General features: G+C 72.6%; 12 protein-coding genes and 2 tRNA genes. 5 read left to right on the top strand and 9 right to left on the bottom strand.

Annotated elements, in window-relative coordinates:
* The 4 genes from OG892_RS20705 to OG892_RS20690 all read right to left on the bottom strand — a co-directional run bounded on the left by OG892_RS20705 (position 1) and on the right by OG892_RS20690 (position 4,248).
* Complete coding sequence (locus tag OG892_RS20705) at positions 1-1,608, bottom strand: sensor histidine kinase (RefSeq protein ID WP_371629930.1); 1,608 nt, start codon at positions 1,606-1,608, stop codon at positions 1-3.
* Positions 1,601-2,341: a response regulator transcription factor gene (locus tag OG892_RS20700; RefSeq protein WP_311304338.1), complete on the bottom strand. Its 741-nt coding sequence runs from the start codon at positions 2,339-2,341 to the stop codon at positions 1,601-1,603. The genes OG892_RS20705 and OG892_RS20700 overlap by 8 nt, the downstream gene beginning before the upstream one ends.
* Positions 2,342-2,437: 96 nt before the next feature.
* Positions 2,438-3,313, bottom strand: a complete 876-nt coding sequence (locus OG892_RS20695; RefSeq protein WP_371629929.1) for an amidohydrolase family protein — start codon at positions 3,311-3,313, stop codon at positions 2,438-2,440.
* A 41-nt stretch (positions 3,314-3,354) separates the two neighbouring features.
* On the bottom strand, positions 3,355-4,248 hold the full coding sequence (locus tag OG892_RS20690) for a DUF2797 domain-containing protein (protein WP_371629928.1): 894 nt from the start codon (positions 4,246-4,248) through the stop codon (positions 3,355-3,357).
* 121 nt (positions 4,249-4,369) lie between these two features.
* Here OG892_RS20690 and OG892_RS20685 point away from each other — a divergent pair, with 121 nt between their 5' ends.
* Both OG892_RS20685 and OG892_RS20680 read left to right on the top strand, forming a co-directional pair.
* Positions 4,370-5,317 (top strand): RNA polymerase sigma-70 factor, encoded by a 948-nt coding sequence (locus tag OG892_RS20685; protein ID WP_073736390.1) that lies wholly within the window; start codon positions 4,370-4,372, stop codon positions 5,315-5,317.
* A gap of 92 nt (positions 5,318-5,409) precedes the next feature.
* The gene (locus OG892_RS20680; protein WP_371629927.1) at positions 5,410-6,609 is read left to right on the top strand and encodes an NAD(P)/FAD-dependent oxidoreductase; all 1,200 of its coding nucleotides are present in this window, start codon (positions 5,410-5,412) and stop codon (positions 6,607-6,609) included.
* 25 nt (positions 6,610-6,634) lie between these two features.
* On the opposite strand, the gene OG892_RS20675 is transcribed toward OG892_RS20680, so the two are convergent.
* Positions 6,635-6,913, bottom strand: a complete 279-nt coding sequence (locus tag OG892_RS20675; protein WP_371629926.1) for a hypothetical protein — start codon at positions 6,911-6,913, stop codon at positions 6,635-6,637.
* A 235-nt stretch (positions 6,914-7,148) separates the two neighbouring features.
* Complete coding sequence (locus OG892_RS20670; RefSeq protein ID WP_328866225.1) at positions 7,149-7,913, bottom strand: SDR family oxidoreductase; 765 nt, start codon at positions 7,911-7,913, stop codon at positions 7,149-7,151.
* Between the two features lie 52 nt (positions 7,914-7,965).
* Between OG892_RS20670 and OG892_RS20665 the strand changes: the two genes are divergently transcribed.
* Entirely contained in the window at positions 7,966-8,598 is a 633-nt protein-coding gene (locus OG892_RS20665) for a TetR/AcrR family transcriptional regulator (protein WP_371629925.1), read from the top strand.
* 104 nt (positions 8,599-8,702) lie between these two features.
* Here the strand turns inward: OG892_RS20665 and OG892_RS20660 are convergent, their stop codons facing one another.
* The 3 genes from OG892_RS20660 to OG892_RS20650 form a co-directional block, all read right to left on the bottom strand.
* Positions 8,703-9,116 (bottom strand): signal protein, encoded by a 414-nt coding sequence (locus OG892_RS20660; protein ID WP_328866227.1) that lies wholly within the window; start codon positions 9,114-9,116, stop codon positions 8,703-8,705.
* A gap of 423 nt (positions 9,117-9,539) precedes the next feature.
* Positions 9,540-9,612: transfer RNA gene (locus OG892_RS20655), tRNA-Arg, on the bottom strand.
* 206 nt (positions 9,613-9,818) lie between these two features.
* Positions 9,819-9,909 (bottom strand) — tRNA-Ser (locus OG892_RS20650).
* A gap of 224 nt (positions 9,910-10,133) precedes the next feature.
* On the opposite strand from OG892_RS20650, the gene OG892_RS20645 reads away from it, so the two are divergent.
* A complete protein-coding gene (locus OG892_RS20645; RefSeq protein ID WP_371629924.1) occupies positions 10,134-10,604 on the top strand; it encodes an SSI family serine proteinase inhibitor in 471 nt (156 codons plus the stop codon).
* Between the two features lie 213 nt (positions 10,605-10,817).
* Entirely contained in the window at positions 10,818-15,383 is a 4,566-nt protein-coding gene (locus OG892_RS20640; RefSeq protein ID WP_371629923.1) for a PAS domain-containing protein, read from the top strand.
* Positions 15,384-15,420 lie beyond the last annotated feature (37 nt).

Raw genomic sequence — 15,420 nt, 5'->3', positions numbered from 1 at the left:
TCACGCCTGTGTGCTGAGCCTGTGGTCCCGCTGTGAGTGGGTCGGGATCCCGTCCGCGCACCCCGGGTCCGCCGGGTCCGCCGGCAGGTGGACGGCGAACACCGTGTCGCCCGGCACCGAACGCACCTCGACGACGCCGTCGTGCGCGGCGACCACGGCCTGCACGATGGCGAGGCCGAGCCCCGTCGAGCCGGCGTGCCGGGAGCGCGAGGCGTCCCCGCGCGCGAACCGTTCGAAGACGTGCGGCAGCAACTGCGCCGGAATCCCGGGCCCGTTGTCCTGGACCTCCAGCGTGACCCACGGGCGCCCGGCCCCCGCGCGCACCCGGGCGGTGACCGTGGTCCCGGGCGGGGTGTGCGTGCGGGCGTTGGCCAGCAGGTTGACCAGCACCTGCTGGATCCTGGTCGGATCGGCCCGTACGGCGGCCGGTGCCTCCGGCAGATCGAGGCGCCAGTGGTGGGTGGGCCCCGGCCCGCCCGGGGAGCCGGGAGGTCCCGCGACCCGGGCATCGCTCACCGCGTCTATGACGAGCGGTGACAGATCGGTGCTCTCGTAACTGAGCGGCCGTCCGGCGTCCAGCCGGGCGAGCAGCAGCAGATCCTCCACCATGCCCGTCATGCGTTCCGCCTCCGACTCGATCCGGCCCAGCGCGTGCCGGGTGTCGGGGCCGGTGTCCTCCCGGCCGCGCCGGGTCAGTTCGGCGTACCCGCGGATCGAGGCGAGCGGGGTGCGCAGCTCGTGGCTGGCGTCCGCGACGAACCGGCGGACCCGCATCTCGCTCTTCTGCCGCGCGTCCAGGGCCGAACCGACATGGCCCAGCATCCGGTTGAGGGCCGCGCCGACCTGGCCGACCTCGGTACGCGGATCGGCCTCCGCGCCCGGGACCCGCTCGAACAGGGCGACCTCGCCGCTGTGCAGCGGTATCTCGGAGACCCGGGTCGCGGTGGCGGCCACCCGGCGCAGCGGGCGCAGGGCGACCGTGACCATGGCGGCGCCCGCGATCCCGGCGGCGATGAGCCCGGCCGCGGTCACGCACACCTCGACGAGGATCAGGGTGCTGAGCGCCTTGCTCACCTCGGCGGTGGGGATGCCGACGAGCACGGTCGTGCCGTCGCTCATGGGGACGGCCTCCACCCGGTAGCCGCCGAGTCCGGGCAGCTCGACATCGTGCGCGTGCCGGTCCGCCGGGAGCCCGGCCGACTCCAGGACGTGCCTCTGGGCGCCGGTCAGCGGCTCGTTGCTCGGCTGCGCCTCCGGCCGCCCCGCCTGCACGACCAGGGAGGAGGTGACGGCCCCGTCCGTGAGGACGGCGCCGAACGTCTTGAGCGGCTGGCCCCCGCCCCCTATGAAGCCGAGCGGCTGCCTGTTCTTGAGCCCACCGGGGACGGGCGCCCCCGGCAGGTGCTCGGCCCGGACCGCGATATCGCGCAACTGGTCGTCGAGCTTCCCGTACATGTAGCTGTGGAAGGCGATGGCGGTGACCGAGCCGATGACGGCCGCGACGACCGCGATCAGCGACACCGCGGAGACGACGAGCCGGGTCCGCAACGTCCACGGCCCCTTCCGCCCCTTCCGCCCGTTCCGTGGCCGTCCCTTCCGGCTACTCACCGGGCTTGATGAGATACCCCGCCCCGCGCCGGGTGTGGATCATCGGCGTCCGGCCCGCGTCGATCTTCTTGCGCAGGTAGGAGATGTACAGCTCGACGACATTGGCCTGGCCGCCGAAGTCGTAGTTCCAGACCCGGTCCAGGATCTGCGCCTTGCTCAGCACCCGGCGCGGATTGCGCATCAGGAAGCGCAGCAGCTCGAACTCGGTGGCCGTGAGGTGGATGTTGGCACCGCCCCGGCTCACCTCGTGGCTGTCCTCGTCCAGCAGCAGGTCCCCGACGGCGAGCGTCGACTCGCTGCGCACCGCCGCCGTACCGGACCGCCGGATCAGCCCGCGCAGCCGGGCCACGACCTCCTCCAGGCTGAACGGTTTCGTGACGTAGTCGTCGCCGCCCGCCGTGAGCCCGGCGATCCGGTCCTCCACGGAGTCCCGCGCGGTCAGGAACAGCACCGGTACGTCCGAGAGCTCCCGGCGCAGCCTGCCGAGGACGGAGAGCCCGTCCGTGTCGGGCAGCATCACGTCGAGGACCACCGCGTCGGGCCGGAAGTCACGGGCGGTACGCACGGCACCGGCACCGTCCCCGGCGCTGCGCACCTCCCAGCCCTCGTAGCGCAACGCCATGGAGAGCAGCTCGGCGAGCGGCGCCTCGTCGTCCACGACCAGGACCCGGACGGGGCTGTGGTCCGGCCTGAGCAGTTCGGTACGCCCCTGGGGCGAGGTCGTCGTCGTCATGGCCCCACCCTGTGAGACGCCCCTGAGAGAGTTCTTTTCCGATTCTGTGAATTCCCTGAGAAAGCCCGGGAAGCGGGAAAGGCGGTGACGGCCGGCTCAGCAGTCGAACAGCGCCTTCGCGTTGTCGTGGCAGACCGCCCGCAGCCAGTCGTCCCCGAGCTCCAGCCGCTCCAGGGCGTGCAGCTGGTGTGCGTACGGGTACGGGATGTTCGGGAAGTCCGTCCCCAGCAGGATCCGGTCCCCGAGCGCCGCCAGCCGTCCCCGTTCCACGGCCGGGAACGGGGTGAAGCCCTCGGTGAAGTCGGTGAACGCCATCGTCGTGTCGAGGCGCACCCGCGGGTACGCCTCCGCGAGCGCCAGGAACTCCGCGTACTCCGGCATCCCCATGTGGGCCACGATCAGCGGCAGCCGGGGATGCCTGGCGAGCAGCCGCCCGACCGGTTCGGGCCCGGTGTGCTTCCCCGGGGCGGGCCCGGACCCGCAGTGCATGACGACCGGGACGCCCGCCTCGGCGAGCAGCCCCCACACGGGGTCCAGCAGTGGATCGTTCGGGTCGTACGCCCCGACCTGGAGGTGCGACTTGAAGACCCGCGCACCCCCTTCGAGGGCCTGCGTCACGTACGCCTCCACGCCCTCCTCCGGGAAGAACGTGGCGGTGTGCAGACAGTCGGGCACCCGCTCCGCGAACCCGGCCGCCCAGCCGTTCAGCCAGGCCGCCATCCCCGCCTTGTGCGGGTAGAGCATCGAGGTGAACCGGAGCACGCCGAACGAACGCAGCAGCGCGAGCCGTTCGTCCTCGTCGTGCCGGTAGGTGATCGGCCACTCCATCCCGGTCAGCGGACCGGCGGAGTCGAAGTAGGCCCAGACCTTGCGCAGCACCCGCTCCGGCATGAAATGCGTGTGGACGTCGATGAGTCCGGGCAGTCCGAGCCGCTCCCAGAACCGCACCACGTCGTCGCGTTCGTCAGCCATGCGCTCCGCCATACATTCCTCCTCCGACCGCCCCGACGATCTCAGAACAGCCCGTCCTGCGAGACACCGCCCCCGATGCCGACGGTCGGCACACTCACCCCGGCCTCCGGACCGGCCGCCGTCAGCGCCCAGCCCGTCATCAGCCGGGTGTCCACCACGACGACACCGTCCGCACCGGTCTCCAGGTGCAGATCCGGCCCGGCCGCCGCGACCAGCCGCCCCGCGACTGCGCCTCCGCCCACCAGCCCGGTCACCACCCGCACGACGCCACCCGTGGGGTCCCCGGCCGCACCGATCCCGAAGATCCCCGCATGGTCGACGGCCTCGAACGGCAGCCGCTCCAGCGCCTCGGGCCAGCCGCCCCCGTCGAGCGCCACGGCCCGCCCGTACAGCTCAGCCACCTCACCGGCCCGCTCCTCCGCCCCCGGGAGCCGCGCCCGCACCGCCCGCTTCCGGGCGTACGGAATCCGGTCCGGCACCCCGAGCGCGGCCCGCAGCAGCTCCTCGGCCCGGCGCGCCGCCATCAGCGGACCGCGCCCCAGCCAGCTGAAGACCACCGCCCCCTGCTCCCGCAGCCGGGCAGCGCCGCGCTCCTCCGCGGTGATCCCCACCTTCACCATCCCGGGCCCGAACCAGGCCAGGTACACGCGGTAGGTGCGCGGGTCATCGGGGATCGTGTCGGCCGCCACCGAATGCGCCCGGTCCAGCCGCCCGCACTCGGGACACCGGCCCCCGGTGCTCCGGGCCGGCACCTCGGCCCCCACCGGGCAGGCGTTCCCCCGCGCCCCGCCGCAGCCCCGCACCCCCTCGGCACGGAACCCGAACGCGCTCCCGTACGCCAGCGCGCTCCCGCGGACCTCGCGCCCCTTGCGCCACCCGAGCACGGGACCACCCCGTTCCTCGGGCCACCGAAGCCCGGTGCACTGCCATCCCATGCGGGAACCCTACGACCGGCCACTGACAGCGGGCGCTGACACCGGCAACTGACAAACGAACACTGGCAAACGGACACTGACAACGGACACCGGCAACGGGCGCGGGACTAGGATCCGGGCCATGACCCTGAGCGCGGACGACGTCGAGCGGTTCGAGGCCTCAAGGCCGCGACTTCAGGCCATCGCCTACCGGCTGCTCGGTTCCGCGAGCGAGGCGGAGGACGCCGTGCAGGACACGTTCCTGCGCTGGCAGGCCGCCGACGTCGGCCGTATCGAGGTCCCCGAGGCCTGGCTGACGAAGGTCCTCACCAACCTGTGCCTCAACCAGCTCACCTCGGCCCGCGCCCGGCGCGAGACCTACGTGGGCCAGTGGCTGCCGGAACCACTGCTCGCCGGGGACCCGATGCTCGGTCCCGCCGCCACCGCGGAACAGCGCGAATCGGTCTCGTACGCGGTGCTCGTCCTCATGGAACGCCTCTCCCCCAACGAACGGGCCGTGTACGTGCTCCGGGAGGCCTTCGGCTACCGGCACCGCGAGATCGCGGAGATCCTCGACCTCACCGAAGCCTCCTGCCAGCAGATCCTGCACCGCGCCAAGAAGCACGTCGCGGACGGCAGGACCCGCTCCGAGGTCGACGAGGCGACCGCCCGGCGGATCGTCGGGGAGTTCCTCGCCGCCGCCACCAGCGGCCGGACCGAGCCGCTCGTGCGGCTGCTCACCGAGGACGCCGTCTCCGTCGGTGACGGCGGCGGAAAGGTCCCGGCCCGCGCCAAGGCGTTCGAGGGTGCCGTCGCGGTCGCCACGTTCGTGCGGGGACTGTTCAAACCCGGCAAGGCCAAGCGTGCCCTGGTCGGCGGCTCGCCCGACGTCCACGTCACGACCGCCAACGGCGCCCCCGCCGTCGTGGTGGTCTTCGAGGGCCGGATCATCGGGATCATGTGCCTGGAGATCACCACAGAGGGCATCACCGCGATCCTCAGCCAGGTCAACCCCGACAAGCTCGAACGCGCGACTCGGCACTGGGCGGCCACCGGCGACCACGGGAACCCCCTGTTCACCGCCTTCTAACTCAATGTGACCCCGCTCACACCCCACCCCTGTCAGGAAACGACGGACTGCCCGGTTCAAGGGGCGAACCCGCGCGAGACAGGAGCAGGGAAATGCAGCACCGAATCATCGTCCTCGGAGCCGGATACGCCGGAGCCACCGCTGCCGGGCGCCTCGCAAGGCGCCTGCGCCGTGAAGACGTCGCCATCACCCTCGTCAACGCCGAGCCCGACTTCGTCGAGCGGGTCCGGATGCACCAGCTGGCGACCGGCCAGGACCTCAGGCCCCGGCCCTTCAGCGAGATGTTCGCGGGAACCGGGGTCGAGCCGAAGCTCGCGAAGGTCACCGGCATCGACGTCGACCGCAGGACGGTAGCCGTCACGGACGAGGCCGGCGCGCAGGAGGAACTGGCCTACGACACCCTCGTGTACGCCCTCGGCAGCGGCTGGGACCCCCACGGTGTCCCCGGCACCGCCGAGCACGCCCACGAGATCGCCGGCCGCCCCGGAGCACTCCGGCTGCGCGAGCGCCTGGCCCGCCTGGAGCCCGGCCGGCCCGTGCTCGTCGTCGGCGGCGGCCTCACCGGACTGGAGGCGGCGACCGAGATCGCCGAGGCCCGCCCGGACCTCGACGTCGCCCTCGCCGCCCGGGGCACCCTGGGCGACTGGCTCTCCCCCAAGGGCCGCCTGCACCTGCGCCGCGTGGCCGACAGGCTCGGCATCACGGTGCACGAGAACACCGCCGTCACGGGCGTCGAGCCCGACCACGTCACCACCGCCGACGGCGCGTCCATCCCGGCCGAGGTCACCGTGTGGACCACGGGCTTCGCCGTCCACCCGATCGCGCGGGCCACCGCCCTCGAAGTCACCGCCACCGGCCGGATCGTGGTCGACGGAGCCATGCGCTCGGTCTCCCACCCGGACGTGTACGCCGTGGGCGACGCGGCGATGGCAATGGGCCCCGGCGACAAGCCCCTGCGCATGTCCTGCGCCTCGGGCGTCCCCATGGCCTGGCAGGCCGCCGACGGAATCGCGGCCCGCCTGACGGGTACGAAGCCTCCGCACTCACCGCTCCGCTACTTCAACCAGTGCATCTCGCTGGGCCGCAAGGAGGGCGTGATCCAGTACGTCACCGCCGACGACCGCTCGGTCCGGGCAGCCCTGACCGGACGGCTCGCCGCCCGCTACAAGGAGCTGGTCTGCAAGGGCGCGGCCTGGGGCGTCGCCAACCCCACCTTCGGCATGCCGACCCGCCGCCGCCGAGTCGTACGGACGAACACCCCGGACCCCTCGGCCGTCAACGCCGAGGCCTGACTCGCGGCGGCGTACCGGGCACGGTTCATTCGCGCCGGACGGCGACCAGGCGCGCGACCAGAGCCATTACCAGCGCGGCCGCGAGGAGATAGAGACCAAGGCGTTCCTCGGGCATGGCGGGTGACCACACCCGCCATGCCGAGGGGCTGTAGCTGTCGGCGTCCGACGAGGACAGGTAAAGGAGGCCGGAGTCCCCGGGCCCCTCGCCGGTCCGGCTGCGCAGCCACAGCAGAGCTCCTACGGCGGCGCAGGTGGCGGCTGTCGCGTACAAAGCCGTAGCGCTGCGCGGGGCCTGTCTCTTCACGGGCTTCTTCCTCGTCTCTGTCGTTGCCTCTGACGTTGTGCTGTGCGGATCTTCTCGCCCCCACACCGGCCACGTCGGGGCAGGGGCGTGCCGAGCTCCGGTGAACTCGTCCAGCAGCACCTCGTCCACGAGCCGGTTCCGTGTACGGACGGCGGGTGCCCCTCTCACCGAGGTCCTCCGGGGCGGCGGTGATGCGGGCCGCCGGACGGGTCGGGCGGGAACGCGAAGCGCCGGGTCAGACGCGCGGACCGAGGAACAGGCCGCCGCTCGCGTCGACGATCTGACCGGTGACCCAGCGGGCGGCGTCGGAGGCGAGGAAGGCGACCACGTCGGCTACGTCGTCGGCCGTGCCCAGCCGGTTGAGTGCTGTCATGCCGGCTATCTGTTCGGGGAGGCCCGGCACGTCGAAGAAAGCTCCGTTGGCCGCCGTCCTGGTTGCGCCGGGAGCGACCGCGTTCACCGTGATCCCCCGAGGGCCGAGTTGACCGGCGAGGGTCTTGGTCATCGTCTCGATCGCGCCCTTCGTCATGGCGAACGATGTCTGAGACGGGTTGGCCATCCGGGTCGCCACCGACGAGACCGAGATGATCCGGGCACCCTCGCGCAACAGCGGCAGCGCCCGCTCGATGATGAAATACGGCGCCCGCACGTTCACCGCGAACAAGTGGTCGAACTCCGCCCGGGTCGTCACGCCGAGCGGACCGGCCGGTGCGGCCGCCGCGTTGTTGACGACGATGTCGAGCGGCCGACCCGCCAAGCCGGCCTCCACGCCGGCGAAGAGTGCCTCGACGTCGCCGTCCACGCCCAGTTCGGCTCGTACCGTGAATCCGGTCCCACCGGCGCGTTCCACCGCGTCGAGCGTCGCCGCGGCCCCGCTCCCGTCCGTGCCGAAGTGCACGATGACCGTGGCCCCTTCGGCCGCCAGCCGAGCCGCGATCGCCTGCCCGATGCCGCGCGAAGCGCCCGTCACCAGAGCCGTTCTGCCCATCAGATCGCCCATGTCCTCACCCCGTCCAAATGTTAGTCACTAACACGATGGTAGTGTCTAGCACATGAGTGAGCGGCAACCAACCCTGCGGGAACGACGGCGCTCCGAGACGCGGCACCTGATCCAGGCGCATGCCGTGCGGCTGTTCACCGACCGCGGCTACGACGCGGTGACGGTGGCCGACGTGGCCGAGGCCGTCGGCGTCTCGGCCATGACCGTGTACCGGCACTTCCCCACCAAGGAGGACCTCGTCCTCATCGACCAGCCCGCTCAGCTCATCGCCGAGCACGTTGCCGCGTCGTCCGCGACGCAACCCCTGGTACGCCGCGTCGGCGGCGCGCTCATCGACGCGGCCGCGGCCTCGACCGGCGACAACGCGGACGAACAGGCGATGAACGAAGCGTTCCTGCTGGACTGCCTCCGGCTCATGGTCGCGACGCCCGCGCTCCGGGCCCGGCACCTGGACAGCCAGTACGCGCTGCAACAGGCCATCGTCGAGGCCCTCGGGGAGACCGCGACCGACCCCGACGCCGCGTTCCGCGCCCAGGCGGCGACCAGCGCCTGCATGGCCGCGATGTACACGGCGCTGACCCGCTGGGTCGAGGACGACGGACGCACCAGGCTGCCCGACCTGATCGCGCAGGCGCTCACCGCGTCCTTCGGCGAGGACGCCGTCCCCACCCGCCGGAAGGACTGAACGGGCCCACACCCGCCGCAGGGAGGGGGCCCCTCGGCCGGCCCCCTCGCGTTCGCGCTCCGCGACCGTCGTGCCGGCCTCCGGGACCCCTCCATCCGGCTCGTCTAGGCCAATGCGGTGGCGACGGTCAACACGTAGTCCACGTCGACGGAGAAGTCGTCCGACTGCCCATGGATCTTCAGTGAGTGCGCGCCGGGAGCCAGGGACGGCAGCTGTACCCAAAGACCGCACCCGGTAGCCGTGAAGCGCCCTTCCTCCCCGGTGACCCGGTTGCCCTGTACGCCTTCCACCATGATCGAGTCACCTGCGTAGGTCTCCGGTTTCACCGGCTTGCCGTCGAGTGCCACAGTCCCTTGCGCGCTCCCCATGAAGGCCGCACAGCTCTGGTCGTCTCCGACACTATTGATGACAGGCACAGCGATCGGACGGCCGTTGGGAATTTCGCACGCGCGTACAGCCCGACCGCCATTGGTACCGGCCAGAAACCACACGTCGGGCGGTTGATTGCGTCCGCACACGCGCCCGTCCTTGTCAGCGACAGGGCTGGTCGCCTCAGGCTCCGAGGCAGCCCATGTCCACCATCGGCCCTGTAGCTCCGCGGAAGGGATGTTGCCGTTCTCCGCCCCCGGCGCGGTACTCGTCGATGTCGGCCCCTCCGGGTCACCCGAGCCTCGGGCCGCCCGCGTCCCACACCCAGCCATGGCAGCCAGCACTACCGCTGTCAGGCCCACCGCCCCAACCCTGAACCACATATAGCCCCCTCCGGCCGTACGCGCCGCCCCGGCATCACAGCCGACGCGACATGAGCGGACACCGTATCCACGGGTGGGGGGAAAGCAGGCTGCTTCGAGCCTGCTGCTGTACTTCGCTGCTGTACTTCGCTGCTGTACGGGCAACGCGAGAGGCCCCCAGGATTTCTCCTGGGGGCCTCTGGCCTGCTGTGCACTCGGCAGGATTCGAACCTGCAACCTTCTGATCCGTAGTCAGATGCTCTATCCGTTAAGCTACGAGTGCTTGGCGTCCTGGGCTTTTGTGCCCCGTCGGCGTTGCGAGAACAACATTACATGACCTGCGGCGTCACGCGAAATCCATTAGCCGTACTGCTGCTGAGCTGGGGAAACACCCGTTCGGCGGCGTCCGGGCGCAGGCTCGTGCCGGACGATCCCGGCCCCGGATACGACCGAAGCCCCGGCCAGTGGCTCGGGGCTTCGGTGATCACGCGGAGGCGGAGGGATTTGAACCCTCGATGGGCTTTAAGACCCAAACCGCATTAGCAGTGCGGCGCCATAGACCGGACTAGGCGACGCCTCCAGCACACCCACGCGAGCGCGGGTGGTGCGTGCAGATGATGTCACAGCAGCGAGCCGCGTCACCAATCGGTGCCTACGGTACTAGGCAGTCGGCCGCGAGGGCAAAGCGCCTGCGGTTGCGCAACCCCGTGGCGTGCGGAGCGTTAGTCATGCGGGGGCGCCGCCCCCGCCGTTCTTCTCGGTCGCCGGCCGCTGACGCCGACGTGCACGACCACAGGAGCCCGCATGCCGCGTCGCCTCGCCCTCACCACTGTCGTGTCCCTCGCCGTACTGTCCGCCGCCGCGCCCGGCGCCATGGCCTCGGACGGTCCGCTGCCGCGGCCGTTGCTGTCGCTGCCGTTGCTCCAGGGCGCGGACGGCCCGACGCGCCCGACGCATCTGACCGTGGTCGTCTCGGGCTCCGGGGACCCGGCGGCGGACGGCAGCTACGAGCTGGAGTGCGAGCCGGCGGGCGGCAGCCACCCCGCGGCGCGGCAGGCCTGCGAGCGGCTGGCGCAGCTGCCCGGCGAGAGCACGGACCCGTTCGTCCCGGTCTCCCGGGACGCGATGTGCACGCAGCAGTTCGGCGGAGCGGCCACCGCCCGGATCACCGGTAGCTGGCGCGGGCGAAGCATCGATGCCGCGTTCGACCGGACCAACGGGTGCGAGATCGGGCGCTGGAACAGTCTGCGTCCGGTGCTCCCGAACGTCCGCTGAGCAGCGGCTGCGCAGGGCGCGGAAGGGCGCGCGGGGGCGCGTAATGGGTCAGAGTCGTACACCGTGTGCACAGAACCTTGGTGAGAGCTCCCCCTCATCCGCCGCCCCTTGCCCCTCCCCTGCCTTTAGACTCCTCCAGTGACAGCCTGAGGCCCGAGGGGCAAGATGGGGCCGCTGTCGGCAAGGTGCAGTAATCAGGGAGGAAGCGTCGTCGTGAGCAGCAGGCCATCCCGAGGCGCTGCTCGCCTCGCAGCCATACTCGACGCCCTGCCGGACGGGCTCCTGCTCGTCAACTGCAACGGTACGGTCGTCAACGCCAACACCATCGCCCTCGAAATGTTCGAGACGCCGGGCACCGCGCTCGTCGGACGCGGACTGCTCGATCTGCTGCCGGAGTTCGACTCCAAGCTGATCCCGGGGTCGATGCGGAGGCCGGAGGCTGCGGACGAGCGGGGCCGTACCAAGCCCACGCGGATGACCGCGCGGCGGACCGACGGCAACGAGTACCCCGTCGAGGTGACGAGCGCCAGCCTGGAGGACGGGCAGGCCGCGTACAACGACGTCCAGACCAGTTACAACGGCACTTTTACGGGTGACGAGCTGCTGATGCTCGTCGTGCGCGACCTCTCGGGGACCGTCGACACAGAGGCCGAGCTGGCCCGCTCGCAGCGGCAGACCGAGATGATCCTTCGGGCCGCGTCCGAGGGCGTCGTCGGCACCGACACGGACGGCCGGGTCGTCCTGGTCAACCCCGCCGCCGCGCAGATCCTCGGCTTCCGCGCCACCGACCTCGGCGGCCAGGAACTGCATCCGCTGATCCTGCACTCGCGGGCCGAGGGCGAGCCGTTCCCGTACGAGGAATCGCCGTTGGCCGACACCCTCAGGTCGGGTCGCAAGCACCGGGTGCGCGGGCAGGTCCTGTGGTCCAAGAGCGGTGCGCAGGTGCCGGTCGACCTGACCACGGCGCCCGTGCGGGACGGCGACCAGCTGGTCGGCGCGGTGATGACGTTCACCGACCGCAGGCCGTACGAGGAGCTCGGCGAGCAGCACGCCTCCGAGGTCAGCGAGCTTGCCGCACGCCATACCGCCGCCGTCGCCGAGCTGACCGCGAACCACGCCGCCGAGACCACCGGGCTGACGGAACAGCACGCGGCCGAGCTGGCCGACCGGACCGAGCGCTACGCCTCCGCGCTGGAGGAGCAGGCCGACCGGATGCAGGAACAGGCCGGGCGGCTGGCGGAGCTGTCCGCCCGTCACACACAGCTGACCGCCGTCCTGGGCGAGTCGCTGCGCGGACCGCTGGAGGAGTTGCGCGGCGAGCTGTCCACGCTCGCCGCCGACCCCGCGGGCCAGCTGTGGCCCGAGGCCAACCAGATCCTGCACCACCTGGCAGCCGGCTACGCGCGGATGACGACGCTCGTCGACAACGTACTGAGCTACCAGCGTCTGGACGCCGGCTCAGAGGCGCTCGTCAAGACGAACGTGCTGCTCGACGGCGTGGTGACCGCCGGTATCGACGCCGCGGTCGAGCTGATCGGCCCCGGCCGCGCCCAGTTCGCGGTGCACGCCCCGCCGATCGAGGCCGAGGTCGACGCGGGCCGGCTGGTGACCGCGCTCGCGCACCTGGTCGCGGACGTCGCCGGGGTCGACTCGACCGGCAAGGCCCGGCTGGTACCGGGCGGCGGCTACGTCGACTCCACGGTCGTCGTCGCGGCCGCACAGCGCGGTGACGTCGTACGGATCGAGGTACGCGGACCGTTCGCCGGGGGAGACCCGGTGCACGAGCCGATCGTGCGCGGGATCGTGCGGGCGCACGGCGGCGTGCTCCAGACACACGAGATGCCGGGCATGAGCGGCAGCGCGTACGTGCTCGAAGTGCCGCTGGGCGCGGGCTCGGGGGCAGTGGCACCTCCCATGGCCCCGGCTCCGGCCATGGACCCGGTGGCCCCGGCTCCGGCCATGGACCCGGCTACGGCGACGGCTCCGGCTGCTCCGGAGGGTCAGGCGTTGGGAGTCCCGCAGGTTCCTGAGGTACCTGTGGCACCTCAGGTTTCTCAGGCACCTCAGGTTTCTCAGGTTGAGACAGCTCCCGGGGCTGCGGGGAGTACGGGCGGCGGGGGGCGGCGCCGGGCGCGCAGGGCCTCCACCGATGCCTTCCTGGAGAGCCCTGTGGGCGATTCCGAGGGCGCGGGCATGCCCGGAGCCGCATCCGGGGACACCGGCGCGGCCGAGCCGACCGGTCGGCGTCGGGCCCGGCGCCGGCCCGTGGCGGAAGGCGTGGACGAGTCCGCGGCGCCGTACGTCGACCCGTCAGTGGGCTCGTCAGTGGCCCCGTACGCCGCTGGCGCCGTGACCGCTGATGCGGGTGCGACTGCTGATGCGGATGCCGTGGACCATGGCGGGGCGAACCCGAACGCTCTGAGCCCCGCCGAGCGGGGCGGCGGCTCCGGGCGCAGGCGCGGCCGGCCCAGTCCGGCGGAGACCGGCGCTCAGGCCGCCGGCGCGCAGCAGGGACCCGGGCAGGCCCTGGCACTGCCCGCTGCCGCCGGGGCCCCGTCCGAGGGGTCCGTGGTGACGGCTGCCGAGGGCGCTCAGGGTGGCGGAGGCCGTCCGCAGCGCGGGCAGACCGTGCCTCCGCAGGGCGTTCCGGCCGAGGCGCCGGCACCGGCCGGCGGACACCGGGCGCGCCGGGGTGGCGCGAACCAGGGCGGGGAGGGGCGACTGGCTCTTCCGGCCGCCATGCCGCCGGGGAACGCCATCGAGTCCGAGGGCTCCATGGCGTACTCCGATCTCGACGACGCCTCCCGGATGCGGGCCCCCGCGCAGGAGGCCCGTCCCGCGCCGCCCGCGCCGGAATCCGCGCCCGTACCCGTGCGGCAGCAGCAGCCGACCGGGCGACGGGCCCGGCGTGCGCTCTCCGCCGCACAGGACCGGGCCGCTCAGGCCGAGCCGACGGGCCCCCGGGTCCCCTTCGCCCTGCCGCCCGCCGCCGCAGACCGGATGCCACCGGCCGAGACCGATGCCGACGCCTCACTGCCGGGGCGGCACGACGCCATGTCCGGTCCGGCGGACCACGACCACACCCCAGCGCAGCCCCACCCGCTCCCGACCGGACGGCGCCGAGCCCGGCACTCGGACGCGAACCCCGACGCAGCAGCCGACGCAGCAGCAGCCCAGGCCGTCCCGACCGCACAACCGGCACCGTCCGCCGCACCGGGCCATGACTGGGAGCAGGACGGTGACTGGGAGCGGGACGGGCTACCGGCCCAGGCCCAGAGCCAAGGCCACGGCCAGGGCCCGGCTGCGACGGCTCCCCCGACGGCTTCCGCTGCCGGAGCTGCCACTGCTGCCGAAGCTGTCTCGGCTCCCGGGGAGCAGTCCGAAGGCGACGCGGAGTGGCCCGGTACAGGTCACACCACGCACACCACCGGCACGGCCACGGCCACAGCCGCCGGCAACGCCCGCGGCTCCGACGGCCGTACCGATGCCCCCGCAGGGCTCGTAGGCCCCGACAGCCCCACCGGACCCGACGAGACCCGTCCGCGGACCCTCGTACCCGGACCGGACGCGCGGAGGCAGCCCCTGCCGGCCGAGGCGCCCATGCCCGGGGGGTCCTCGGACTCGACGCACGGGCGCGCGTTCAGCGTGCGGACGCTCGGGCAGGGTGTGCCGTTCGCCCAGCACATCGCGCACCAGCAGAACCAGACCCTCGGCGGCGCCGGCCGGCGCCGCAAGCTCGCCGCACCGCCCGAGAGCGACCCGTCCGAGCAGGCCGACCGGACCGCACCGCCGACGCCCGCCGCCACAGCGCCGCAGCAGACGAACCCGCAGCCCGGCGCGGGCGGCCCAGGCCCCGGCGGCACAGGTGGCCCCGGCGGCACGGTGCAGGGTCCGGGCTCGGGCACGCTGCTGCCCGCTCAGGCGGCCGAAGGACGCGCGTATGCCATCGGCGCCCCCGACGAGGGGGCTGCCGAAGGGCCGGAGCCGCTGGACGGCCCCGGTGGCGCGGTCGAGGTCGCCAACCGCCCCTCCCCGCAGCCCGTGGACGACGAGCTGCCCCCGGAGCCGCTGGACAACCCGCGCCGGTTGCTCGTCTGGCCGGCACCCGACGTGTCCACCCAGCAGGCGCTGAGCGACCGCGGCTACCGGCCGGTGATCGTGCACTCGCGCGAGGAGGTCGACGCGCAGATCGCGGCGTTCCCCGCCGCGCTCTTCGTGGACCCGCTGACCGGTCCCATCACCCGTAAGGCACTCCAGTCGCTGCGCCAGGCAGCGGTGGCCGCCGAGGTGCCGGTCCTGGTGACGGCCGGTCTGGGGCAGGCCTCGCGGGAAGCGGCCTACGGCGCCGACCCGGCCGTGCTCCTGAAGGCGCTCGCCCCGCGCGACAGCGAGCAACACCCGCCCCGGGTGCTCCTGATCGAGGAGCACGAGGACATCGCGGACGCGCTGACGCAGACGCTGGAGCGCCGGGGCATGCAGGTCGCCTGCGCCGCCACGGACAGCGAGGCGGTCTCGCTCGCGACCCGGATGCGGCCGAACCTGGTGGTGATGGACCTGATGCAGGTACGCCGCCGCCGGGCCGGCATCGTCGACTGGCTGCGCGCCAACGGCCAGCTGAACCGCACCCCGCTGGTCGTCTACACCTCGGCCGACATGAGCCAGTCGGACCTGCCGAAGCTGAGCTCGGGCGAGACCGTGCTCTTCCTCGCCGAGCGTTCGACGAGCGACGAGGTGCAGGCCCGCATCGTCGACCTGCTCGCGAAGATCGGCACGAACTGACCGCCGTACGGCGGCGATGAGCACCGCGGTACGGACA

The sequence above is a fragment of the Streptomyces sp. NBC_00341 genome, assembly GCF_041435055.1.
Lineage (GTDB): Bacteria > Actinomycetota > Actinomycetes > Streptomycetales > Streptomycetaceae > Streptomyces.
This window is presented reverse-complemented; position numbering and strand designations above follow the sequence as displayed.